Genomic DNA, 23709 nt, shown 5'->3' on the forward strand with positions numbered 1-23709 from the left:
CGGGGGCTCAATGACTGAGTTCAGCGAGGAATACGGTTACGAGCCCGAACTGAAACGCACCCTGGGTTCCTTCCAGGTGTTCGCCGTCTCGTTCGCCTTCATCTCGGTGGCGGTGGGCATCTTCGGAACCTACGACGACCTGTTGCGCAACTCCGGTCCGGTGGGGATCTGGACGTGGATCGTCGCCGCGGTGGGGCAGCTGTTGATCGCGTTGGTGATCGCACAGTTCGCCGCCCGCATCCCGCTCAGCGGCTCGTCCTATCAGTGGGGGTCGCGCCTGGCCAACCCGAAGATCGGCTGGTTCTTCGGGTGGCTGACCTTCTGCTACCTGATCACCGGGCTGATGGCGATCGACAGCGCGATGTCAAGCACATGCCTGATGCCGTTGTTCAACATCGCGCCCGATGAAGGTACCGCGCGGCTGATCACCGTGACGGTGATGGTGATCCAGGCTGTACTCGCGATTGCGTCGACAAGGATTGTGGCGCTGATCAATTCGGCGGCGGTGGCTATCGAGTTGTCCATCGTGGTGGTGCTGGCCATCGCGCTCGTCGTTGTCGTGTCGGTGACGGGAAACGGCTCGGCCGGCAACCTCACGTCCCGCGGTATCACTGAGGGGGCGCCGAACTACTTCGCCTTCGGCGGCGGCCTGATGGCCGTCATGATCGTGGGCCTGGGAACGCTGGTCGGCTTTGATTCCGCGGCCAATATGGCCGAGGAGGCCAAGGACCCGTTCCGCAGCGTTCCGCGTGCCATCGTGGGGTCGGTGGCCGCGGCCAGCGTGCTGGGCCTGCTGTTCCTGATCGCGTTGACGGTCGCCATCGACGACATCCCGCATGTCTCGGCCGCCGGTTCGCCGGTGGCGATGATCATGCACGATCAACTCGGCACGGTGACCGAGCGAATCTTCCTGGTCGCCATTGCGATTGCCTTCTTCGGCGGCGGAATGGTCACGCTGACCAGTTGCTCACGGATGATTTTCGCGATGTCGCGTGACGACCGTTTCCCCGCCCACCGGCTGATGCGACGCGTGAATTCCCGGACTCAGACGCCGATTCCGGCGACCGTCGTGCCTGTGGTCATCGGCGTGGCGGTGCTGGCCGCATTGCCGGGCGACGCGCTATTGGAGCTCATCACCTCGGGGACGGTGTTCCCGGCGCTGACCTACGGCATGATCGTCGTGCTGTACCTGGTCGTGCGCAAACGACTGGATCGTCAGGAAGGTGCTTTCGATATCGGGCGGTTCGAGCTGCCGATCGCGGTTGCGGCGCTGATCTGGTCGATCTGCGCGCTGATCATCCTGCTCTCCCCCGCCTCCGCGGTCGTACCGATGATCATCGTGGCCGGCCTGCTGGGCACGGGCGCCCTGTACTTCGGATACATGATGATCTTCAACCGCGAAGTGCTCGACAACGAGCCCGGGGATCTGACCGTCTTCTCGCACTGACGGGCAGAAACGGCGACCGGCTAACGGCTCTCGTTGGCGACCCAGACGGCGACGTAACCGATGGGAATGCCGGTTTTGCGTGCAATGCACTGGCGCGCCGCGAGCTCGACCGCCGACCGGCGAGCGGCGCGGGCGATCCCGTCCACCTCGGGTATCCGGATCAACCATCCGTCGGCGTCACGGCTGATGTCGATGTCGAAGCACTGGCCAACAGTCACGCAGTTCATACGCTGCGTACGACCTCTGCGCGTCGAATGTGGGCGGCGCAGAGTGGGCTGAAGAGGCATAGGTGTGTTCCTGAGTCGGATGACGGACCGCGCGCAAGACTAATGCGACTCCGGAGTAAAACCTAATCGGAACTCGGAAAAGGAGGCAGCGTGTCGATTGTTCTGGTGCATGGCAATCCGGAGACGGATGCGATCTGGGGTCCGTTGATCGACGCGCTGGGACGCGACGACGTGGTGCGGCTGTCCCCGCCGGGATTCGGCGCACCTCTGCCGGAGGACTTACCGGCGACTTATGTCGCCTATCGCGATTGGCTCGAGGGCGAATTGGAGCGCATCGGCGGCGTGATCGACCTGGTCGGCCACGACTGGGGTGGTGGGCACGTGGTGAATGTGGTGATGCACCGGCCCGAGCTGGTCCGCAGCTGGGCCAGCGACGCCGTCGGCCTGTTCGACCCGGATTACGTCTGGCACGACATGGCGCAGATCTGGCAGACGCCCGGCGACGGTGAGCAACTCGTCGACACCATGCTGGGTGGAACCGTCGAGGACCGGGCCGCGCAGATGGGTGCGCTCGGCATACCGGCCGACATCGCCACGGCGATCGCGCGGGAACAGGACGCGGCCATGGGCCGGGCGATTCTGACGCTCTACCGCTCGGCCGCCCAGCCGGCGATGGCCGAAGCCGGACGGGCCCTCGAGAACGCCGCGGCCCGGCCCGGGCTGTCGTTGCTGGCGACCGACGACCCGTATATCGGCGGCGAAGAAACCAGGCGCCGGGCGGCCGAGCGGGCCGGCGCCCGCACCGCAGTGCTTGACGGCCTCGGGCACTGGTGGATGGTGCAGGACCCGGCGCGCGGCGCGGCGGCCCTGACCGAGTTCTGGAATTTGCTGGACTGAGCGACGCATCGTCGGAAACAGGCCTTACGCTTCGTCTCGTGGGGAAATATCTCGTGCTGTATTCGCCGGCCCACCGAACCGGCCAGGAGCTTCGGTGGCGCCTCGCCGAAGATGCCGATGTCACGGATGTGCGCCGCCGCCTCGACAAGGCGCAACCGGGCGAATTCGTGACCGTTCCCGTGGTGCTCGAAGACGAATTGGACACCCTGTTGCTGCGCGTGCAACCCCACCAGTTCGGCGCGTGGCTGGTTCTGGACCTGGCCGAGACGCAGCGTCCGACGGCCCCGCTGCCCGCCGCGCGTGCCCGGGTACCTGACTTCGGGCAGATCTTCCGCGACGCGGCCGAAGCGGTGCGGGAATCCACGCGTCAGCAACGCAAGTGAGGCAAACGATTTGGCGATGACGCGTAATTTCGCCCAGTTCCTCGGCTTCCGCTACGTGCCGTCGCAAGGGCCGGACGCGATCGTGGAGGCCTTGCCAGGCGCCGAACACTGCAACGAGCGCGGAAGCGTCCACGGCGGATTCCTTGCGGCCCTGTTGGACACCAGCACCGGACTGGCGGTTCACTCCGCACTCGATGAAGAGAGGGCGGCTCCGCATTTCGACCTGATGATCCAGTACCTGCGGCCGGCGGTCGCAGGGACGCTTCTCACCTGCAAGGCGCGGACGACGAAGGCCGGTCGCCGCGTCGTCGCCTCGGAGGCGGAGGTGTTTCAGGACGGCAAGCTGGTCGCCCGCGCGATCGGGAGTCACGCTGTCGTCTGACCTCCGGTGTCGGTCAGCCGAACCGTAACGGTGACCCGGCCCTCGCTGTCACGGGTGGCCACCGCATGACCGGTGCGCTCGATCCCCCTGAGTTGCAGTGTGACCGGGCCACCGTCACCGAGGAAGTTGCGCCACCACGTTTTCGTCTCGGGCAGGTTGGCGTTGACGGTGACCTCGTCACCGGTGCGGCGATATGCGACGGGGATGCTGATGCTGCGTCCGGAACGCCGCCCGGTGTAACTGAGTATGGCGATGTTTCGATTCACCAGTCCGGCGAAACGCGGTGACCTGGCCACTGCGGCCACCGGCGCGTTGATCACCGGAGCGGCGCGCATCAGCAGTCGCCCAAGGGTTTTCGGTCGTGTGGTCATCGGTCCATTCCTTCCGGGTTCGCCTCGGCGCGGGGTCAGGCGATCAGAGCGAGGCACAAGGCGGCCAGCGCTAGCCCCTGCAATAGGGCGCGGGCATTGATGATCCGGTCCCAATCTGCCTGCAGCACGCGCACATTCGGCAATACCCGACCCCGATCGGCGGCGGCGGTGAGCTGCCGGTTGATCGGCGCGCTGACGCGGAGGTAGAGCATCAGCCAGGCGAACAACAGCATTACGGCCACGCCGGCCGAGATCGCCTGGGCCCAGTGCGCCGCGGCCGCGGCAACTGCGGCGCTGGCGGCGGCAGCGACGACGCCCACCACCCCCGGCACGGGCATTCGCCGGTCACCGTAGCGGTGCACGAAACCGCTGACCGCCGACAGCGCCTCGTCGTCAACCTGGGCCAGGGCGGGCCGCAACACGATCGCGCAGAACACATCGGTGCCGTAAACCGCACCGTTGGCGACGACGGCGATCAGCGCCGCAAGTTGAGCGAACTGAACGAGGGACATGCGAGGCCTTTCTTTGGTCACTGCTAGATATGCTAGCAACGCTAAGCCCGTCCGCCGCACGTGTCAATAGCGGTGCTATTGGAACTAGCAATGCTACTGTTGCGCATGCCCGCCGAGGACCGTCGCACCCGTGAACGAGCCGCGCGACAGCAGCTGATCGTGACGACCGCGCGCCGTTTGGCCGAGAACGAAGGGTGGGACGCCGTCACCACGCGCCGTCTGTCGTCCGAGATCGAATACAGCCAACCCGTGCTGTATTCGCACTTCACCAACATGGACGAACTCGCGAAGGCCGTCGCCCTCGAGGGGTTCGGTGAGCTCACCGAGAAACTGCGCGGCGCGCGCGCCGGCGCCGCCACGACTACCGACGCGCTGCGGCGGGTTGCGCACGGGTACGTCGATTTCGCCCAGGAGAACCCTGCCCTTTACGACGCGATGTTCACCCGGGCTACCTCCCTGCACTTCGCCGCCGAGGACACGCCGCCGGAATTGGCAGCGGCCTTCTCCGAACTGCGCGAGGTGGTCGCGGCCATTGCCGAGCACCGCGATGCGGACACCCTGACCGAGGTGCTCTGGTCGGCGTTGCACGGATTGGTCAGCCTGTCCCGCACTCGCCGGCTACGCCCCGGCCTCGACGCCGACCGTGTCGATCTGCTGGTTGCCCTGCTTGCGCCGTGACGTAGCTTCTGAAGATTTCTTCATTAAACGCCTTGACTGCCGATTACCTCGTGACTGAAGATATCTTCATTACCCCTTTCACCGGAGGTCGCCTGTGTCAGCTACGACGTCTGAACTCACCTATACCGAGCCGCCGCGGCGGGTGGCTGACAAGCTGCAGGACGGCCTCGCGGCCGCAGTGCAGACCGCGCACGATCTCGTCACGGCCCTGGGTGAACAGGAACCGCCCCGCCCCGGTCACGACGGTGAAGCCGAGCAACTGGGCGATGTGAGCGTGGTCCACCGCTTCGTCGAAGCCCCGGGCGACAGCGAAACGGTCCGCTGGCACGTCGTGGAATCCGGAACGCCGTCAGATCCCACAGTGGTGTTTCTGCACGGACTGCCGGACTCGTGGTGGCAATGGCACTACGCCTTGGAGGCACTCAGCCCCCGCTATCACTGCCTGGCCATCGACCTCAAGGGCTACGGTCAGTCCGACAAACGCAGCGGCGACTACCGCCAAGAGGGTGTGGCGCAGCAGCTCGGCGCTCTGCTCGACACGCTGCAAGTCGGCGAATTCACCCTCATCACCCACGACCGCGGCAGCCCCGTCGGTGACCACCTCGTCGCGGCGCAGGGCGACCGCATCCGCGGCTACGGCCGTGGGCAGCAACACTTCTGGCATTTGCACCCAAGTCTGCACCCGCAACAACAACTGATGCAGTCGCCGGAGGCACCGGCCATGCTCACCGAGGCACGCCGCTTCGTCCTGACCGTGTACTCGTGGCTCACCGAAAGGCCGGTCGCCGAACGGGATCTGCTGCGCACCTGCGCGGAGTTCAGCTACCCGGGAATCGCTACCGCGGTCCCCCGCTATTTCCACTCCTCGTCGTTTCGTCAGGAATGGGTGGACCGGCGCACCCGGCTGATTCGGTCCTGGACGGCTCCGGTGCTGCTGCTGCAGGGCGCCCACGATCCGCTGCAGCCCCGCGAATTCTACGCGGATTCAGCACTGTTGGAGATGCTGCCGCCTGGAAGTGGCCTGCATCTGTTCGACACCGGGCACTTCTGGCCGTTCGAGGCGCCACAGGAAACCGTTGACGCGCTGAGCGACTTCTGCGACACGGTGTCCCAAAGCCGTCCGGCGCGCGCCGTCTACGGCTGAACCGCCGCCTCCAATTGGCCAAGCGCGTCGAAATCTAATGGCTTGCAGCACAATTGGTGAGCCTCGTCGGCCGACATCCCGAACATCCTCAGCAGGTCTTCCGCGACCCGGTCGGTGTTCTGTGCCGCGTCACGCTCAGGTTCGGCCTGCAGCAGTTCGCCCAGCCCCAGCAACACTCCGGCGGTGACGGCCATCGCCAGTTTCGGATCCGCGACGTGGAGCCTGCCGGCTGCGGCCGCGGCGGCGATGTCGCGCTGGGCGCGCGGCGCCAGACCCCGGTCGGCGGTGATGAGGGCCAGTCCGTGGTTGAGGACGATACGGCTCGCCGGCTGGGGAAACATCCGCCCGGTCAGCCGGAAACTGAATGCAAATTTCTCGGCCGGATCGTCAATCGACTCCGTCAGCGCGTCAAGCAACGCCCCGTGCGCATCGAGGACCTCATTGATGGCCGCTTCGAAGAGATCTTCTTTGGTCTCGAAGTGGTTGTAGAACGAGCCGACGCCGACGTCAGCGGCTTGACTGATGTCCTGGATCGGCACGTTGAGCTTGCCCGCCGCCATGAACTCCTGCGCGGCTGCGATCAGCGCCGCACGGGTGCGCTTCTTCCGTCTTTCCAGGCGGTTGAGTGGGCGGTCATCAGACACGGGCGTCGGCTCCTAGGTTATGAAGCTTTCTTCAAAAATAGCGCCATTCGTGAATGACGATATCTTCAGGCGGGTGTTTCGGAGTTGATCAGCAGGTGCGTCGTGTCGCACGCATACCAGCGATCGCCGTTGCCTATCCTCGGCGCATGGTCGACACCGCCCCGGACATCGTCGTCATTCACACCGACGGCGGGTGCAGACCCAACCCCGGCCCCGGCGGGTGGGGCGCCGTGCTGCGCCAGCGTCACCACGTCCGCGAGATGTACGGCGGCGAACCCGGCCTGACGAGCAACAACCGGATGGAGCTGATGGCGCCGATCATGGCGCTGGAGGCACTGACCCGAGCGGTGCAGGTCCACCTCTACACCGACAGCACCTACGTCCGGAACGGCATCACCAAGTGGGTTCTCGGCTGGGAGCGCAACGGCTGGATGACCGCCGCGAAGCAACCGGTGAAGAACGTCGACCTGTGGGTGAGGCTCCAGGCAGCCTGCGCCCGGCACCGCGTCGAGTGGTTCTGGGTGAAGGGGCACGCAGGTATCGACGACAACGAACTTGCGGACGAACTGGCAACCCGGGGCCTGCGGGAAGCGCTCTCCGGCTAGCTCTCGCGCGAGCGGTCCACTCCTTTTCAACTCTGTCCGGTTAACCGCACGGACCGATTTGGTATCAGGTCACACACGCCACTTCTATCTCCGACAGTCACATACATAGCATCACGCGATGCGGGACTGCTCGATCAATCTTTGGACACGGCAAGCGCGCCCTGTTGCTCGTCGTGACTTCATGCGCTATGCCGTCGCCTTCTCCACGCTGCCGGCTTTATACGTGGCCTCGACAACGGCACCTGCGACGGCTGCCGCCGCACCCAAACTGATCGACTTCGCCATGCACCAGATTCCAGCCGAGCACATCAAAGCCGCCGGCTACTCCGGGGTCATCAACTATGTCTCGCTGTCGCGTCCCGGCTCGTCCTTCGGCGCCAAGCCGATCACCCGGTCCTACGCCGAGCAGCTGACCGCTGCCGGGCTGATGATCGTCAGCAACTACCAGTACGGCAAGCCGGGCGGCACGGCATCGTCGGACTTCAAGCGCGGGTTCGCCGGTGGCGTCGAGGATGCCCGCACCGCCTGGAAGTTGCACACGGCGGCGGGTGGCGGTCAGAGTGCCCCGATCTTCTTCACCATCGACGAGGACATCAACCACGACACCTGGAACAATCTGGCGCTGAAGTGGTTTCGCGGAATCAACTCCGTTCTGGGCGTGCAGCGGACCGGTGTCTACGGCGGGATCGATGTATGCCAGTGGGCAGCCGCTGACGGAGTCATCGGAAACTCGCGCACCCCCGGCCATCGGTGGGCCTGGCAGACCAAAGCCTGGTCCGGTAGCAGGATCGACCCCGCCGCGGTCCTCTACCAACGCGTGGTGAGTACGGCGTCGAACCCAGGCCCGAAAGTGGGAGGACAAGAAGTGGACGTCAACGACATCCTTGCCGCGGATTGCGGTCAGTGGCACCTGCATCCGTGAGCCGCTGAGGCCACATTCCGGTCTCTAGCGCTGCTCGCCGACCGGATCGGTTCCGGCGCGCGCGACACCGGGATCAGGCGCGGAAGGGGATCGACTCGGGCGCGCAGGCACTCGCGACGGGAGTTCACACCCTGAGTCCGCTGTTGCGCGCTCTGGTCGCCCCGCGCACCTGCTGGGCACCGTTGTGTGAACTAATTCGCTGCCCTGGGATTCGGGGTTCTCGTGTTCCAGTACGGGTTCGGCCACCACATCGGCTGGCCCGTACCGCTTTGGCTTTTATCCTGCTTGTCGCCGTCGGCGTATCACAACTCCACGTCGGCGTCCTACGCACCGTCGCCAACACCGGGTCCGTCATCACCTCGGCGGGGATCATCGTCGCCGCCAGCATGTTCGGCTTGATGATCGGCCCCGTCGGCATGATGATCCAAGCGGGTTCATTATTGGTAGCGGGCTGGCTGCTGGATACGTTCGTCGTCCGAACCGTCACTGTCCCTGCCATCGCCACGCTGTTAGGTGAGACTAGCCGGTGGCCACATCGACCGACAAAGACGGCTGGGTAGAGGTGCGGTAGCGCCGTGAAGCATTGCATTGCAACATATCTGAAATCTCTTACTTCGCCGGCGGCGGTACCGGTGCATACTTCGACGCCGCGACGATCTTGAAGCTTGCCTTCTTCATCGCATCGCGCCTGTCTCTCGTGACGAAAACGAACATGTCCCTCTGGGCGGCTTCGCCAGGCGCCAGGATGTCCACGAAAGCGGTGTCGTCTGCGATGCGATTTCCGTTGGCGTCAAGAGCTTCAACTTCGACGCTGAAGGACTGGCTGCTGTTGCTCTTGTTGCGCAGGGTCACAACCATTTTGCCGGGCTTGCCCGGATCGCTGTCAGTGACAAATTGGCCCAACTCGACGTCGAGATCATTGCGCAGAATCACGTCGGTGTCCTGGCCCGTGATGGACTCCATTGGTGGGCGGCTGTCCTTGAAAGAGTTGAGGATGACGACGATCCAGAAGCTCCCGAGGACCAGCGCCAGCACGCAGAGCAATGTGCCGGCAATGGCCCCGGCTCTGCCCGCGCGCACTCCTCTGATCGCGCCGACCAGCGCGATGATGCCGAACACAAGGCCCACGACGGCGACCGGCAAGGCCATGATCCCGACCACGGGAAGCAGCCCCAGACAAGTACCGAAGATGCCGAACAGGAGGGCCGTCAGCGCAAGGCCCTTGCCCTTTCGTGGCTTTGGCGGCAGCGGCCAAGGGTCGTCGGGTGGCAGTCCTCCCGCTATGGGTGCCTGTTGCCACTCTCGCGGTGGCGGCGGGGAGGACATGCGGACCCCTATCGGTGAAAGTGCCGGAGTTTATAGACGGCACATTAAGCCGCAGTGCTGCTGCGTAAGTAGTGCCATAAGTCCCCGACCACCAAGCAGATTCACTCGCTAACCACAATATCGGCCCAGGTCCGCGGGGCGGACCTCGCCATGGAGTGGACAAACCAATCGAAACTTGTTCTCGCCCTTGCCATGGGAACCCGCCCCTGCCAATCTTTACGACCGGTGGACGGCTATTTTGCTTCTGACGAAGGTGACGCCGATGCCCCATCAGGGACGAAAGGCCCTAGCGGGACATCACCTTATCGAGAAAATTCGCTCCTATGATTCGCTCATTACTTGCCGCAGCGTCCGTCGCGGCGGCCGCGCTGGGATTTGCTCCGATAGCCATCGCCGACCCTGACCCCGACCCGCCCTGCAGTGAAGAGAGTAGTAGCTGCAGCGACACCTGTTACGAACGCTGTTGCGGGGACGTCTACTGCCGCACCTCCTCACAGCTCTCGTGCCTGACCAATTGCCTGAAGAACTGCTAATCCAGTCCCGAATAGCGGCTATTGATAACCGATTTCGTCATCTCGCGCCGCAACCCGACGCAGCGAAATCGTCCCACCGCTTGGGAGGGCGTGATTCCCTAGAGAACGGGTCATGAGTTGGGGAAAGCATCTAATCCGTTGCGGTGTTTGGCAATCCGAGCCCTTGCGGTGATGGGAGCCGTTGCGACGACCGCCATCGGTGCCGCTCCCACGGCCGGCGCCGGCCCCGAGGAACAGCTGAGAAGCGTGCTGCCAGCTGGTTATGACCCCGCCTCGTGCCAGTCGCCGAACAATCAGTCGTCACCTACGGGAGTGGCGCAGTCGATGCTTGCCCTGGCCGCCCTTGAATGTCGGGACAACTCCCTGCCTGGCGGCCCGACCTACGCCTATTACAGGCTCTACGCGGATGACGAAAAGCTGGTCAAGGCGTTTTCGGCGGAAAAAAATGCCAGCCGCCAGGCCTATTGGTGGTTCCTACCGTGCCCTGGCCAGCAGGGAACCGGTCCCGCAGCCGCGGCGACCTGGCGTGACAATCGCGCGCCCGACAAGGTTGCCGGCTGGATGGTGTGCGGCAAGGTCTACGGCCCGGTGCACGGCAATGCCGAAGCGAAATCCATCATGTGGACGCGGGACTCCGACCGGCTCCTCAGCATCGCCGAAGGACCCGATCTCGCCGGTTTGTATGACTGGTGGACGCGCAACAGGTGAGCTTCGCACGCCGATACAACCTATCGACGTTCGATCACCAGCACCGTGGCGCTGCCTTGGTTGGCGCCGTAAACCGGGCTGCTGACGTAGACAGCATGGGTGCCCGGGTCCACCGCCAGCATGTGCAGCGTTTCCTTGCCGGTGGGCAGCTGCATGGTGGCGGTGACGGTGCGCGTCGATCCGTCAACCACGGACAATGTGTCGTTGTAGCCGTAAGTGACGTAGACGGTGTGGCTGCCTGGGTCCACCGCGAGGTCGTACGGGTACGAGTGCACCGAACCGCTGTCGACGTGCAAGGGCACGGTGGCGGTGACGGTGTGCGTCGCCCCGTCGATCACCGACACGCCGTCGCCCGCGGTGCCGTAGACGGTGTGGGTTGCCGGGTCCACTGCCAGGTTGTCCGGATGGGGACCTTCGATGGGAACGGTCGCGGTGACGGTGCGCTTCGCGCCGTCGATCACTGCCACGCCGCCGAACGTGCTGATGTAGACGGCATGGGTACCCGGGTCCACCGCCACGTCGGTTGTGTCACCTTTTTCGAGGGACATGGTGCCGACGACGGTTCGCGACGCCCCGTCAATGACCGAAACGGTGCCGTCGCCGTAGCAGAACCCTGCATTGCCGCACATGCGTCCGGTTGTGACGTAGACGGTGTGGGTGCTCGAGTCCACCGCTAAGTCCACAGGGCTGTTGCCGAGGGGCATGGTGGCGGTCACGGTGCGGGTCGCCTCGTCGATCACCGACACCGTGTTGTCCAAGCTAGCGACATAGAGGGTGTGGGTGTTCGAGTCCACCCCCAGGTCGACTGGGCTCTTGCCGACAGGCACGGTAGCGGTCACAGTGCGCGTCGCCCCGTCGATCACCGACACGGTGTTGTCAGCGTTGGCGACGTAGATGGTGTGGGTGCCCGGGTCCAACGCCAGGCCGAACGCGCCGCCTTCGACGGATATGGTGGCCGCGACGGTGTAAGGACCTGCCCCATTGGGATCGGGCTTGCTTGTCGACGGCGCGGCCGGCGCGGAACTCACCGTCGAAGCCTGGCCCCCGGTAGAGCCCCGGCATCCAGCCAAGACCATTGCGAACACGACGGCTGCGATGACCGCGAGCACACCGGTGCGCAACGGGATCCGGGCCAGCCGCGGGCGTTGGCGGTTGGGTCGGCGTTGCAGCCTAACGAGGCTTGGGAAGAGGGCCAGGCTTTTCACAATTCATTCTCCAGTGCGTTCGAATTTGTCGTCGAAGTCGTAGACGCTGTCGCAGGGGGTACCGCCGGTCACCTGCTGGTGGGCGCGCCCCGTGAGGATGGGAATCGGATCCTGGGGCAAAGGGGGCAACGGGAATTCCCGGAAGTCCGTATAACGCCCCGCGCCACCACTCGCACATCTCATATCGCGTTCAAGATTCACGGTCCACTTTTTGCCGGCAAAGACCAGCGGCGTAAAGTCGAGGGCGGTGTAGATGAGACCTATGCAGTGGTCTCCGGTGCGGACACAATACGTCTTAACGGAATGACTAAGGGTATAGGTGCCCGTTATCTGTTGCATTGTCTCCAGATATTGACCGTGCAATCCTTGCGCCGGCGACCGGAGTCGCGGTGGTTGCGCCTCGGAGTCCGCCACCTGGACGTTCGAATCGACGTTCCCGCTACGACGAAACGTCAGGATCTGCTTCGCGGGCAGGCTCGATCCCCGAATGCCGGGGGCGCCGCACTGGATTTGAGGGGCCTCGAGATACTCACCGGATAATGTTCCATCGGGACGGGGTTGCACCGTAAATATCACCCAGACATCGGTGCCGACCGTGTCACATGTGCCTGGTGCCACCGCGACCGCCAGCCATCGTCCGTCGATCTCGTCGAACACCAAACGTGACAACTTGGAATTCTGCCGACCATAAGATGCGGTCGCCAGACAGCCATTAGCTCGACACATCGACCGGATTGACCATGGCCCGTCAAAATTTTCCGTTACCACATTCCCTTGATAGGCGTTGCCGAAGATGTCAGTCCGGGGGCCGAATTCAGCAATAAAAGTGCCATCGAGGGGGCCGGCGGGTGCGGCTGTCGATTCTTCTGCGGACCGGCGCGACAAGACGATGACGGCCACGATCGATGCGAAGACCACGACGACCAGCACAGCGGCAAGGATGCCGGCGCGACCGGCCCGACGGCGCCGTGGCGCGGCGCACTCTGGGTAGCGCTCAAACGAGGTCTCGGCCATCGAGCCCTCCCGAATGTCCAGCCCATCAGCCGACTCACCATAAGGCGCTCCTGGCCACACTTGATAGGCACCTTCGGCACCAAAGAAGAGGACGAAGGTCCATTCGCGGCGGGCGCCTTCACCCGTGTGGCACGGTGCCCGCTTTCAGCCCGACGCCCGGCGGCGGCGTCATCGGTGCCGGGCCGTCGCACCACCTAAATCTGTTCCCCTGGTGGACGTTTCGCCGTCGGCGGTCCTGGCGGGCGCCAGTTCACCGCGCACAAATACAACACAAGGACCGCGATCAGTCCTCGGTACGGCCAGGTGTACTGCCGTAGTAGCGCGAAAAGCATCTCGTTACACGGCCGCGGCCTTAAAACCCGTTACCGGACAATGGTTTACGCTCAGCGCAAACCCGGATGCGAACAACGAACTGTAGCGGCCTACCTACCACTCGTACTCCTTCTTGATCGGAAGTCCCGGGCAGGCTTCGGTGTAGTCGATATCGGGTGACACCCAGGCCTGCCACAGCCGGCGGCTCATGTTCGTGGAGAGTTTGGCGCACATTGCCGATGCCGCGTCGGGATAGTTGAGCCACAGCCGCACGGTTCCGTCCTCACTACCGGACACGAGGAAAGATCCGTCGGGGCTGAATGCCACGCTCGTCACGTCCGCCGTGTGGCCTCGCAACGGCGCGCCGACGGGTTGTCCGGTGTCAGCGTCCCACAGCAGCACGGTGCGATCCCACGTAGTAGAAGCGATGCGCTTGCCGTCGGGGCTGAACGCCACGCTCATGTTGTACAGAACCAGGCCCGGGTAGCTCGTCACCGTTTTCGCAGTCATCGGCCGGCCGACGGGTTTGCCGGTGGCCGCGTCCCACAAGCGCACCGTGTCGCCTCTGGTCAGGACCTCGCCCGAGGCGATCCGGCTGCCGTCGGGGCTGAATACGACGCTCTCGACACCCCTCGTTTCCGGGCCAGAGACGTTCATCACGTCACCGATTTGCCGGCCGGTCGCCACGTCCCACAAACGCACTCCGTCGGTACTGCCCGAAGCGATGCGCGTGCCGTCCGGGCTGAATGCAACACCCTTTACATCGGAATTGTGGCCTGACATAGGGTTTCCGACTTGTTGGCCGGTCGCCACGTCCCACAGCCGCACGGTCTTGTCGCCACCGCCCGAGGCGAGCCGCGTACCGTCCGGGCTGAAGGCGACCCTTCGCACGTCCCAGCTCTCTATCGGCCTGCCGAAGGGTCGGCCGGTGGCCACCTCCAACACGTATGTCTTTCCATCACCGCTCGCGGCAATCTTCGTGCCGTCGCGGCTCAATGCCACGAATTGCCCGTACTCGGTCAGCGGGACGCCGACGGGTTGGCCATTGGCCGGGTCCCATCGTGCGATGCCGTCACCGCCGGAGGCGATCCACGTGCCGTCGGGACTGACGGCCACTACGACCTCCGCTACCGTGCCCGGGGACAGCGGGACCCAGCCGGGCGGGGTCAGCGTCTGGCCAACCAGCGGGACTGGTTGAGCATTCCATGTTCGGATGGTCCTATCCCCGCTGCCGGAGACGATCCGCTTGCCGTCGGGACTGAACGCCACGGTCCCGACGCTCCATTGGTGGCCAGCGAACGGGCGGCCGATGGGCTGGCCGGTGTCGGCATTCCACAGCCGCACGGTCTCGTCCTCCCCTCCGGAGACGATTCGCTTGCCGTCGGGGCTGAACACCACGCTGTACACGTTCTTCGTGTGGCCGGTCATCGGTGGACTGACTGCCTTACTCGCATCGGCGTTTCACAACTGGATGGTGCCCTCGCTGTCGCCGGAGGCGATCCGCGTGCCGTCGGGGTGGAAGGCCACACTGCGAATTGAGCCCCCGGTCATCTGCTGACCGATTGGTTGGCCGGTGACCGCATCCCACACCCGCAGGGTCTTGTCCCCACCGCCAGAGGCGATGCGGCTACCGTCCTGGCTGTACGCCACGGCGAGCACCGCGTCCTGGTGGCCTGTTAGAGGCTTCCCGACGGTTCGGCCGGTGTTGACATCCCAGATCTGAATGGTGCCGTCTTTGGCGCCGCACGCTATTCGCGAATTGTCCGGGCTGAACGCCATAACAGGACCGTTGACCTTCAGCGGATCGCCGATCGGATGGCCGGTCTGAACGTCCAACACCTGCGCGGTGGTCCGAAGGAGGGCGACGGCCCGCGTACCGTCCGGGCTGACCACCACACTCCGGACATAGTCGAGATGGGTCCGCTCACCAACCAGTAGGCCGGTGTCGGCGTTCCAGATCGACACGCCCGAATCATCTCCTGCGACAATCCGTTGCCCGTCGCGGCTGAACGCGACCGCGGTGACTTCATTGGGTGGCGCAAAGGATGCCTCGATGATCTTCAGGGCCCGGGCGTTGTCCTCCAGGACCCTGCGCAGCGGATCGTCGTCAGGCATTTGCGCAAGTCGCTGCGCGGTGACCAGCCCTTGGAAGGCCGTGACGGCCGTTCCAGGGCGGGTACGGGCCAAAATCGACTGAGCTTCGTCGGCCAGGCGAAGGCCGGTCGCCTGGAGAAGACTCCGATCCGCCCGTCGCTTGGCCTGGACGCCATGACGAAGCCGACCACGGCGGCGACCAGAGCGATTACAGTCGTCACCGCGAGCACGGCTATGAGCGCGCGGCGTCGCTTCGGCTGCGTAACCGCGGCAGGTCTGATGGCGGCGTCCGGGTCTTCACCTCTCCCTTGGCTTTCGGGCGTGTCCTCCACCGAAATCTCCTTCGCTGCCGCCCTTCTCGGTTTCGAGAGACTTCACCCCGGACCCGAGTTGTCGCCAGCGTTCCAACCCTGGCTACTCAGTGTCGGCGGTCGAAGAGTCAGGGAGATAGTGCCTTTTGACCCTCGTAGTCGGGCCCAATTTCCCGCCGGGACCGTTATTGAGTAGCCCGGTAAAACGCGCGGGTGATGCCGCCCATGAGAGCGGAGCTGTCTTCAGCGGTGGTCATGCCGCGGACGAGGATCACCAGTACGAAGGGTTGCCGCGCGTAAACGATTGCCGCATCGTGGTGAATTCCTTTTAGAGTGCCGGTCTTATGGGCGACCGGGATGGTGGGGTCCAGGCCGGAAGGGATGCCGTCGTTTATGTGCTGGCGTTTGAGGATCTCTACCATTTGGTGTGATGAGTCGGGGTCGACGACTCTACCCTGGGCGATTGCGGTGAACAGGATCTGCAGTCCGCGCGCAGTCGTGGTGTTGTTGAGACCCAAGTCGTAGGCCTTGTTGTCTTCGACGCCGCGAAGCACGTTCATGCCGTCCGCACCGAGGAGATGAACCATGGCGCGAATGTTCTCTATGCCGAGCTTCTTGATAAGCAGATTTGTTGCGAGATTGCTGCTCATCGTAATCATCAGTTCGCACAGTTCGCGAAGGGTTCGGGTCTGACCTTCGGACCTGTAGAGGTCGGCGTCGGAATCGTTGCCAGGATCAAGGTAAAAGGCAGATCCATCGACCAGCGAAAAAAACTCATTGTGGATGAGGAGCGGATCATCGAGGGCGAGCTTGCCTTGTTTCGCCTGATGGAAGAGTTCGATCATGACGGGGACCTTCATGGTGCTGGCGGCGTGGAATGTGTCGTCGGGTTTGTAAGACCACTCCGATCCACCACCGAGGGGGCGGAAGAAAACAGCGACATCGGCATGCGCGGCAAGGATGCGTCGTTCGACTTGTCGTTCGGCACCGGCCAGGGAGTAGATCCGGGGCGAGGACGACGGTATTGCCATGGACGCCAATAAGACGAAGACGAGGGCAGCGCGAGCCTTCCGGAGAACGTCTCGGCAGTTTCGCCAACAACCTGCCACCGGTGGCCCCACCTGGCGTTTCTAACTAGCGGTGCAATTAACGCTGGTATGAGACGGATCGATTGGACATTTGCTCCCTTTCGCCGAACTGGTCCACGACACCGGGTTCTTCGGGCAGAGGCGGTGCGTGTAATTCATGAATTGTCGCCGGGTGACGGCGCGAACGAACTGTTTCATCGTTTCAGCCATATCTGCTTGAATTTCCGTGGTATCACCAGACCGCGACTGCTACCGCGACTTGAAAACCCGTCTTTCAAACCGACCCAGGCTCCTCGCCACGGCTCCGCCGCCGTCTCTAGGACGCCAATCATCGGGCCTGAAGGCGAAATGCGGCAGGGACTTTGGACCCCTAAGTGCGCGGCCTTCGGACGTAAGACCCGAGGACGGATGTCATGTGGACACACGTCCGGTTGGACGCGATGTGGAACACGCAGGCGGTGTAGTGGTTTCGCAATTCCCGCGCTGTTCTCTCCGACGCGTGACGAACTGGCTAAACCCCGCGTTCAACTGGCAGCAATCCTCGATCGACAGCGCTGACCAATGCTGCATGGTCTTTTTCAGTCTGATCAGCGTAGCGCCGCGCGAACGTGCACAGCGCCCTATCAACCCGGCCGGAACTCCCCAGGTAACCGGCAATCATCGAGGCGCCGCTTGTCCTGGCGTGCCCCTTGGCCAGAAGCTGACCCACCACTCCGGCGTAGTCCGCCAGCGCGGCCGCATCAATCGCCTCTAAAGGTATGCTTCCCTTCATGTTTCGGAACTGCCGCACGTAGTACTGCAAGCCGTCGATCGTGGTCCAACCCAGCAATGGATCGCTCACCGTCTGCAGTGATTGTTGGTATTCCACCACCCGCTGCCCCTGGTGCGCGTGCCATGCCGATTCACCGTGTACGTAGCGCGCAAGCACCGATCGACGAGCTTGTTTGAGCTGTAGGAAAATTACGTCCTTTTCCGATGAGCCTTCCAACAGCGCCACGTAGGCACGCAGGCCGACACTGCCCACCCCGACGACCTTGTGTGCAACGTCGACCAATGTGTAGCCACCGAGCACGCGTCGCCAGTACGACGGCAGGGTTTCGACATACTCGTCGAGGGCTTTGGCCAATGACGCCGATTCACCGGAGGACAACCGGGTGATCAAAGGTGGCTCCTCGACAATTTTCCGCTCGCCATCCACCTCGTGGGTGAAGCGCGGCAACGCCCGGTCGCCGGTGCGGTGGCGCGCCCGCTTCGCCGACCTCACGACCTGTTTCTTGAGCCGGCCTGACGTCTCGGCTGCCAGCCTGTCAACATCAAGCCTGATGAAAGATCTTGTGAACAAAGGCAATTCGGCAAGCCGCCGCAATTCGTGACGATACGACGCCACACAGGACCGCACCGCATCGCAGCAGTCGTCTTCCGACGTCCCGTTCTGGCGCCCCGCCACCCAGATGCTCGCGGCCAACCGCCGTAGGTCCCACTCCCAGCAGCCTGGGTGAGCCTCGTCGAAATCGTTGAGGTCGATCACCAGATCCCGCTCAGGAGATGCATAGAACCCGAAATTGCCGAAGTGCGAGTCGCCGCACACCACGGGTGAGATACCAGTTGCCGGCAGGTGCGCGACGTCCTCGGCCATCACCACCGCGGACCCGCGCAGAAAGCCGTACGGCGAGTCGACCATGCGGCCGACCCGGATCGGGATCAGCCGGTCGTCCCTACCCAGGTGACTGATGTTGATCAGTTCCACGGGGTCGGGACGGTTGGAAGGCGCCGTCCAGTCGGCCAGCGACTTGCGCGGCACGCGCTTACGCAGACTTTTGCCAAGCGCGTAGCGCTCGGCCCGTGTCACCGGCCGCTGCCGCAACGACCGATACGGGGCGGCGTCGGCGTCGGCGAGCACCGTGTGCACGCCGGCCCCTGCATCGCGATCCATATCGGCTAGATACCCCGATCGTTACTGGGTAAGTCCAGGGAAACCTGGCGAACCCGTGACCCCCACACTGCCAGGAGCGTGCAGATGCCGTTTACAAAGCCTGGTCCGGCAGCAAGATCGACCCCGAGGGACCCGAGAAATCGACGTCAACGACGTGCTTACCGAGGATGCGGCGGAACCTACACGCCATCGGGGGCTGCATCATCCACGTCGGCCAAGCTAACCTTCAACGTCGTGGAACCGCCGATGCGGGCAAAGCTGGCCGATGGCCGTGACTTGCTGTTCTTCTCGTTGCCCGGGCACCGTCCAGCGCCGGTTCCGGATCGCCGGCCGTTGCTCGAGCATGACGGGTACCAGTCGGAGTTGCGCTTCGACCGGTCAACCGGACAGTGGGTGATCGTCGCCGCGCTACGCCAAGACCGCCCCTACAAGCCGCCCGCCGACCATTGCCCGCTGTGTCCGGGTCCGACCGGACTGACCAGCGAGGTGCCCGCCCCCGACTATGACGTGGTCGTTTTCGAGAACCAGTTCCCGAGCCTCTCCGGCGCCGCACGGTCGACCCTGGCGTCAAGTCCCGCGCCGATCCTGGCGCCTGCGGATGGCGGCTTTGTGTCCGCGCCCGGATACGGCCGGTGCGAGGTGATCTGTTTTTCCAGCGAACACTCCGGGTCGTTCGCGGGTTTGGAGCCGGCCCATGCCCGGTTGGTTGTCGAGGCGTGGCGGCACCGCACTGCTGAACTGATGGCCGAACCGGGCATCGAGCAGGTGTTCTGCTTCGAAAACCGTGGCGAGGAAATCGGGGTGACGCTGACCCATCCGCACGGTCAGATCTACGGCTATCCGTTTCTGACGCCGCGCATCACCACGATGCTGGGGCAGGCGCGTGAACATCGGATGCGCTACGGCGGCAACCTCTTTGCTGACCTGTTGGCGCGCGAGGTGGCCGATGGCAGTCGCGTGTTGGCGCGCACCGAGCACTTCACCGCATTCGTGCCGTTCGCTGCGCGCTGGCCCGTTGAGGTACACCTCTACCCGAACAGGTTCGTGCGCAGTCTGGTCGATCTTGAGGACGACGAACTGGACGGGTTCGCGCAGCTCTACCTCGATGTGCTGGGGCGATTCGACCGCATGTATGCCCCCACTCCGCTGCCCTACATGTCGGCCCTGCATCAGTTCACCGCGACCGACGCCCAGGCCGACGGCTACTTCCACGTCGAGTTGGTGTCAATCCAACGCGACGCCAACAAGCTCAAATACTTAGCCGCCTCCGAGTCCGCGATGGGCGCGTTCATCAGCGACGTCACGCCCGAAAGCGTGGTCCGGCGGCTGCGGGAACTCGGATGACGGTCCGTTTCGCCGCACCCGGTCGGATCAACCTGATCGGGGAGCACACCGATTACAACCTCGGCTTTGCACTGCCGATCGCGCTACCGCAACGCACCACCGTCACTTTCACCCCCGACCACAGCCGTGCGATCACGGTCAGCAGCGATCGCGCGGACGGCTCCGTGCGCATTCCGCTGGGCACCGCACCCGGTGACCCCGACAGCTACATCGAGGGCTGGGCCGGCTACATCGCCGGGGTGATGTGGGCCCTGCGTGAAGCCGGCCACCCAGTGCCCGGCGGCGCGATGTCGATCACCAGCGACGTGCCGATCGGGTCGGGACTGTCTTCGTCGGCTGCGCTGGAGTGTGCGGCCCTGGGCGCGATCGCGTCGGCAGCCGATGCACACATCGACCGAATGGAACAGGCACGCCTTGCGCAGCGGGCGGAAAACGACTATGTCGGCGCGCCAACGGGTTTGCTTGACCAGCTGGCATCGCTGTTCGGTGAACCGGCCACGGCGCTGCTGATCGATTTTCGCAGCCTCACCGTCACACCGGTCGCATTCGAGCCCGACACTGCCGGCGTCGCGCTGTTGCTGATCGACTCCCGCACACGCCACCGTCATGCCGGCGGGGAGTATGCCGCCCGACGCGCATCCTGCGAGAAGGCGGCTGCCGATCTGGAGGCGTCATCACTGCGCGACGTTCAAGACCGCGGCCCGTCGGCCTTGGCCGCGGTGACCGACCCGGTCGCCGCCCGTCGTGCCCGTCATGTGCTGACCGAGAACCGCCGGGTGCTTGACTTCGTTGCTGCGCTAGGTGATTCGGATTTCACTCAAGCCGGTCGGATCATGAGCGCCTCGCACGCCTCGATGCGCGACGATTTCGAAATCACCACCGCGCACATCGACCTGATCGTCGATGCCGCCATCGATGCCGGGGCTCTGGGTGCCCGGATGACCGGCGGCGGCTTCGGGGGCTGTGTGATCGCCTTAGTGCCGATCGACCTCGCGGATAGGGTCGGCGAGGCGGTGCGCCGGGCAGCGTCTGACGCCGGCTTCGCGGGGCCGGCGATCACCCGAACCCGGGCTGCCGGAGGCGCCCGGGCGCTCGGGTGAGTGATCTGGAAGCATCGGCGCCGTAACCCCGTCGCTGCCAGCGCAACTCAAACGGTTGCAAATCGATCAAAGACGCGCAATGACCTCAGTCGGGGAACTATCGTCAATAGGTGCGGCGTCGAACTGTGCTGAAGTTACCGGTGCTGCTGGGGGCAGGGTCTGCGCTGACGCACGTGCCGCGCGCCGCCGCACAGCAGAGCCGGTGGTCGGCTGACCGAGCCAACCGTTGGTATCAAGCGCAAGCCTGGCCCGTCGGCGCCAACTACATCACTTCGAACGCCATCAATCAGCTCGAGATGTTTCAGGCCGACACCTTCGACCCGCACCGCATCGATGTCGAACTCGGCTGGGCCCAGCAGCACAAGCTCAACACGGTGCGGGTATTCCTGCACGATCAGCTCTGGGCCCAGAATCCCTGGAGCTTCCGGATGCGTCTGGCGGAGTTTGTCACCATCGCGGCGAATCATCGCATCAAGCCGATATTCGTCTTCTTCGACTCGTGTTGGGATCCGTTTCCGAAGCCGGGTCCGCAGCGGGCGCCGACGCCCGGCGTGCACAACTCCGGCTGGGTGCAAAGCCCGGGGGCTGAACACCTCGACGATCTGGACTACCGCCGCACGCTGCACGACTACGTCACGGGAGTGTTGAAGCAATTCCGCTCCGACGATCGCATTTTGGCTTGGGATCTGTGGAATGAGCCCGACAATCCAGCGCGTGCGTACCGCAAGGTCGAGCGGAAGGACAAGCTGGAGCGGGTCGCCGACCTGCTCTCACTGGCGTTCGATTGGGCACGTTCGGTGGATCCGATTCAGCCATTGACGAGTGGAGTATGGCAAGGCGAGTGGGGAAGCCCTAACCGCCGCAGCACAATTGCCAACATACAACTGGACAATTCCGATGTGATCACATTTCACAGCTATGACCGACCAGCGGCATTTGAGGCTCGGATCGCCGAACTCTCCCCGCTGGGGCGGCCAATGATCTGCACCGAGTACCTGGCCCGGACGGTCGGCAGCACCGTCGAGGGAATATTGCCAATTGCCAAGCGCTACAACGTAGGTGCGATCAATTGGGGTCTCGTCGCCGGGAAGACCCAGACCTACCTGCCCTGGGACTCATGGGATCATCCGTACAAGACGGATCCCGAGACGTGGTTTCAGGACCTGCTCCAGCCGGATGGAAAGCCTTACCGGGACAGCGAGATTCAAACCATCGGCAAACTGAGCGGTCCCGACGGCCCAGGATGACTCCGACCTTAGTCGGAGCGGTGGCGGCGATAGTGCCGCGCAACTCGGGTCCGGTTGGCGCAGATGTTCTGGGTGCAGAATTTCCGGCGGGCATCGGCGGCCACGAAAAGCATGCTGCAGGCCGGGTTCTGACACCGGCGCAGGCGCCCGCGTGCGGGCCCCACCAGCAGGTCGATGAGGCTGTCGGCGACCACCGCCAGTGCGATGTCGTGGGGTTGGTCGGTGGCGGCCCGCCATTGCGTGAGGGCGCGCCATCCCGAGGGTGAGCGCGCCACCCGTCGCGTCGCGGCGGCCCGGGCGGCGACGTCGTTAACGAGCTCGACTGCGTCCGCTTTCGGTGCGGCCCCCGTCAGCTGTGCGTCGAGAATGTCCCGGACGGCGCGGCGCAACTCGATCGTTGGCGCCAGGGGTGGCGGCGGTGCGACCTCAGGCAGGCGATCCCGTTGCAGGTCCCACCACCTTCGGCAGGCGGCCTCATCAGGCAGAAGGTCGGTGGGTGGGTCATGGACCGTGATGATCGTGTCCGCCAGGTCCACCGCCAGCGGCTCCCCCGCGACAAAATAGCCGGCCGCTTGGGCGCGCTTGAGCCGCAACTCGGGATCCATGTCCTAACGATAACAAAAACTTGACACCGTTAGACCGGCGGCCGAAGATGGCTAACGTCAAACTATTATTGTTAACGTTAGGACATCCCCAGTGACCGTACTCAACCTCCTCCAGCGTGCCGATCGCCGCCTCGCCGGCCTGACCGCTAATCTCGAAACCGCCGACCTGAACCGCCCCAGCCCGTGCACGGGGTGGAATGTCCGGTCCCTGCTCAGCCACACCGTCGCGTCGATCGACGCCTTCGCCACCGCCATCGACGGACAGGGCGGCCCCACCGAGGAAGAGCTCTTCAGCGGTTCCGACATCCTCGGCGCGGCCCCGCTCGCGGTCGTCGAGCACTCGATCGCGCGGTCTCATCGCGCGTGGTCGACCATCACCGACTGGCAGTCTCCGGTCGCGACCGTACTTGGCGAGATGCCCGCCGAACAGGCCATCGGGATCATCACCTACTCCACCCTGGTGCACAGCTGGGATCTCGCGGTCGCCGTCGACGTGCCCGTCGAGTTCGAGGCCGACGAAGCGGGATTGGCGGAAGCCGTCGGGTCCCAACTCGTCCCCGCCCTGCGGCCGCAGAACCTCTTCGGCCCAGCCGTCGCACCGGGTTTGACGGCAACGCCAACTCAGCGAGTAGTCGCCTTCGCGGGTCGGCATCCGTTGTGAGGACGAACGAAAGCCG

General features: G+C 64.3%; 25 protein-coding genes and 1 pseudogene. 14 read left to right on the forward strand and 12 right to left on the reverse strand.

Annotation, left to right across the window (positions count from 1 at the left end; genetic code table 11):
• The first annotated feature begins 10 nt into the window (after positions 1 to 10).
• Positions 11 to 1447: an APC family permease gene (locus ACNQS7_RS10035; protein WP_418012444.1), complete on the forward strand. Its 1437-nt coding sequence runs from the start codon at positions 11 to 13 to the stop codon at positions 1445 to 1447.
• Positions 1448 to 1467: 20 nt separating this feature from the next.
• Here ACNQS7_RS10035 and ACNQS7_RS10040 read toward each other — a convergent pair whose 3' ends face one another.
• Positions 1468 to 1674 carry a long chain fatty acid-CoA synthetase Faa4p gene (locus tag ACNQS7_RS10040; protein WP_310785000.1) on the reverse strand — a complete coding sequence of 69 codons (207 nt, stop codon included), beginning with the start codon at positions 1672 to 1674 and terminating at the stop codon, positions 1468 to 1470.
• Between the two features lie 150 nt (positions 1675 to 1824).
• On the opposite strand from ACNQS7_RS10040, the gene ACNQS7_RS10045 reads away from it, so the two are divergent.
• Genes ACNQS7_RS10045 through ACNQS7_RS10055 form a run of 3 tightly spaced genes read left to right on the forward strand, consistent with a single transcriptional unit; the run spans position 1825 to position 3336 of the window.
• Positions 1825 to 2571, forward strand: coding sequence for an alpha/beta fold hydrolase (locus ACNQS7_RS10045; RefSeq protein WP_418012445.1), 747 nt, complete (start codon positions 1825 to 1827; stop codon positions 2569 to 2571).
• A gap of 38 nt (positions 2572 to 2609) precedes the next feature.
• The gene (locus ACNQS7_RS10050; protein WP_055577441.1) at positions 2610 to 2954 is read left to right on the forward strand and encodes a hypothetical protein; all 345 of its coding nucleotides are present in this window, start codon (positions 2610 to 2612) and stop codon (positions 2952 to 2954) included.
• 16 nt (positions 2955 to 2970) lie between these two features.
• Complete coding sequence (locus tag ACNQS7_RS10055) at positions 2971 to 3336, forward strand: PaaI family thioesterase (protein ID WP_418012446.1); 366 nt, start codon at positions 2971 to 2973, stop codon at positions 3334 to 3336.
• Here ACNQS7_RS10055 and ACNQS7_RS10060 read toward each other — a convergent pair.
• Both ACNQS7_RS10060 and ACNQS7_RS10065 read right to left on the reverse strand, forming a co-directional pair.
• On the reverse strand, positions 3321 to 3707 hold the full coding sequence (locus tag ACNQS7_RS10060) for a nitroreductase/quinone reductase family protein (protein WP_418012447.1): 387 nt from the start codon (positions 3705 to 3707) through the stop codon (positions 3321 to 3323). The genes ACNQS7_RS10055 and ACNQS7_RS10060 overlap by 16 nt on opposite strands.
• A gap of 35 nt (positions 3708 to 3742) precedes the next feature.
• On the reverse strand, positions 3743 to 4219 hold the full coding sequence (locus ACNQS7_RS10065) for a DUF1772 domain-containing protein (RefSeq protein WP_418012448.1): 477 nt from the start codon (positions 4217 to 4219) through the stop codon (positions 3743 to 3745).
• 105 nt (positions 4220 to 4324) lie between these two features.
• Here ACNQS7_RS10065 and ACNQS7_RS10070 point away from each other — a divergent pair, with 105 nt between their 5' ends.
• Positions 4325 to 4897 carry a TetR/AcrR family transcriptional regulator gene (locus ACNQS7_RS10070; protein ID WP_418012449.1) on the forward strand — a complete coding sequence of 191 codons (573 nt, stop codon included), beginning with the start codon at positions 4325 to 4327 and terminating at the stop codon, positions 4895 to 4897.
• A 94-nt stretch (positions 4898 to 4991) separates the two neighbouring features.
• A complete protein-coding gene (locus ACNQS7_RS10075; RefSeq protein WP_418012450.1) occupies positions 4992 to 6041 on the forward strand; it encodes an alpha/beta fold hydrolase in 1050 nt (349 codons plus the stop codon).
• Here the strand turns inward: ACNQS7_RS10075 and ACNQS7_RS10080 are convergent.
• Positions 6032 to 6685, reverse strand: coding sequence for a TetR/AcrR family transcriptional regulator (locus tag ACNQS7_RS10080; protein WP_418012451.1), 654 nt, complete (start codon positions 6683 to 6685; stop codon positions 6032 to 6034). The two genes, ACNQS7_RS10075 and ACNQS7_RS10080, sit on opposite strands and share 10 nt — an antisense overlap.
• A gap of 146 nt (positions 6686 to 6831) precedes the next feature.
• Here ACNQS7_RS10080 and rnhA point away from each other — a divergent pair, with 146 nt between their 5' ends.
• The 3 genes and pseudogenes from rnhA to ACNQS7_RS10095 all read left to right on the forward strand — a co-directional run.
• Entirely contained in the window at positions 6832 to 7290 is a 459-nt protein-coding gene (rnhA, locus tag ACNQS7_RS10085; RefSeq protein WP_418012452.1) for a ribonuclease HI, read from the forward strand.
• A gap of 118 nt (positions 7291 to 7408) precedes the next feature.
• Positions 7409 to 8212 (forward strand): DUF1906 domain-containing protein, encoded by an 804-nt coding sequence (locus ACNQS7_RS10090; protein WP_310784981.1) that lies wholly within the window; start codon positions 7409 to 7411, stop codon positions 8210 to 8212.
• Between the two features lie 198 nt (positions 8213 to 8410).
• Positions 8411 to 8772 (forward strand): annotated as a pseudogene (locus ACNQS7_RS10095) (MMPL family transporter); the annotation flags it as partial.
• Between the two features lie 49 nt (positions 8773 to 8821).
• Here ACNQS7_RS10095 and ACNQS7_RS10100 read toward each other — a convergent pair.
• Positions 8822 to 9538 (reverse strand): DUF4190 domain-containing protein, encoded by a 717-nt coding sequence (locus ACNQS7_RS10100; RefSeq protein ID WP_418012453.1) that lies wholly within the window; start codon positions 9536 to 9538, stop codon positions 8822 to 8824.
• An 845-nt stretch (positions 9539 to 10383) separates the two neighbouring features.
• On the opposite strand from ACNQS7_RS10100, the gene ACNQS7_RS10105 reads away from it, so the two are divergent.
• Positions 10384 to 10779, forward strand: a complete 396-nt coding sequence (locus tag ACNQS7_RS10105) for a hypothetical protein (protein WP_418012454.1) — start codon at positions 10384 to 10386, stop codon at positions 10777 to 10779.
• Between the two features lie 20 nt (positions 10780 to 10799).
• Here ACNQS7_RS10105 and ACNQS7_RS10110 read toward each other — a convergent pair whose 3' ends face one another.
• The 6 genes from ACNQS7_RS10110 to ACNQS7_RS10135 form a co-directional block, all read right to left on the reverse strand.
• Positions 10800 to 11807: a YncE family protein gene (locus tag ACNQS7_RS10110; protein ID WP_418012455.1), complete on the reverse strand. Its 1008-nt coding sequence runs from the start codon at positions 11805 to 11807 to the stop codon at positions 10800 to 10802.
• A 180-nt stretch (positions 11808 to 11987) separates the two neighbouring features.
• Complete coding sequence (locus ACNQS7_RS10115) at positions 11988 to 12998, reverse strand: hypothetical protein (RefSeq protein ID WP_418012456.1); 1011 nt, start codon at positions 12996 to 12998, stop codon at positions 11988 to 11990.
• 426 nt (positions 12999 to 13424) lie between these two features.
• The gene (locus ACNQS7_RS10120) at positions 13425 to 14738 is read right to left on the reverse strand and encodes a WD40 repeat domain-containing protein (protein WP_418012457.1); all 1314 of its coding nucleotides are present in this window, start codon (positions 14736 to 14738) and stop codon (positions 13425 to 13427) included.
• Between the two features lie 33 nt (positions 14739 to 14771).
• Positions 14772 to 15425 carry a WD40 repeat domain-containing protein gene (locus ACNQS7_RS10125; protein ID WP_418012458.1) on the reverse strand — a complete coding sequence of 218 codons (654 nt, stop codon included), beginning with the start codon at positions 15423 to 15425 and terminating at the stop codon, positions 14772 to 14774.
• 475 nt (positions 15426 to 15900) lie between these two features.
• Complete coding sequence (locus ACNQS7_RS10130) at positions 15901 to 16746, reverse strand: serine hydrolase (protein ID WP_418012459.1); 846 nt, start codon at positions 16744 to 16746, stop codon at positions 15901 to 15903.
• 568 nt (positions 16747 to 17314) lie between these two features.
• Complete coding sequence (locus ACNQS7_RS10135; RefSeq protein WP_418012460.1) at positions 17315 to 18736, reverse strand: DUF2252 domain-containing protein; 1422 nt, start codon at positions 18734 to 18736, stop codon at positions 17315 to 17317.
• Positions 18737 to 18982: 246 nt separating this feature from the next.
• Between ACNQS7_RS10135 and galT the strand changes: the two genes are divergently transcribed.
• The 3 genes from galT to ACNQS7_RS10150 all read left to right on the forward strand — a co-directional run bounded on the left by galT (position 18983) and on the right by ACNQS7_RS10150 (position 22427).
• The gene (galT, locus tag ACNQS7_RS10140) at positions 18983 to 20080 is read left to right on the forward strand and encodes a galactose-1-phosphate uridylyltransferase (RefSeq protein WP_418015954.1); all 1098 of its coding nucleotides are present in this window, start codon (positions 18983 to 18985) and stop codon (positions 20078 to 20080) included.
• Positions 20077 to 21180, forward strand: a complete 1104-nt coding sequence (locus ACNQS7_RS10145) for a galactokinase (RefSeq protein WP_418012461.1) — start codon at positions 20077 to 20079, stop codon at positions 21178 to 21180. Before galT ends, ACNQS7_RS10145 begins: the two co-directional genes overlap by 4 nt.
• Positions 21181 to 21290: 110 nt before the next feature.
• The gene (locus ACNQS7_RS10150; protein ID WP_418012462.1) at positions 21291 to 22427 is read left to right on the forward strand and encodes a 1,4-beta-xylanase; all 1137 of its coding nucleotides are present in this window, start codon (positions 21291 to 21293) and stop codon (positions 22425 to 22427) included.
• Between the two features lie 8 nt (positions 22428 to 22435).
• Here ACNQS7_RS10150 and ACNQS7_RS10155 read toward each other — a convergent pair whose 3' ends face one another.
• Complete coding sequence (locus tag ACNQS7_RS10155) at positions 22436 to 23032, reverse strand: CGNR zinc finger domain-containing protein (RefSeq protein WP_418012463.1); 597 nt, start codon at positions 23030 to 23032, stop codon at positions 22436 to 22438.
• Positions 23033 to 23123: 91 nt separating this feature from the next.
• Between ACNQS7_RS10155 and ACNQS7_RS10160 the strand changes: the two genes are divergently transcribed.
• A complete protein-coding gene (locus ACNQS7_RS10160; RefSeq protein WP_418012464.1) occupies positions 23124 to 23693 on the forward strand; it encodes a TIGR03086 family metal-binding protein in 570 nt (189 codons plus the stop codon).
• The last annotated feature ends 16 nt before the right edge of the window (positions 23694 to 23709 follow it).

This window comes from Mycobacterium sp. 23 (assembly GCF_048287075.1).
In the GTDB taxonomy this organism is placed as follows: domain Bacteria; phylum Actinomycetota; class Actinomycetes; order Mycobacteriales; family Mycobacteriaceae; genus Mycobacterium; species Mycobacterium gordonae_B.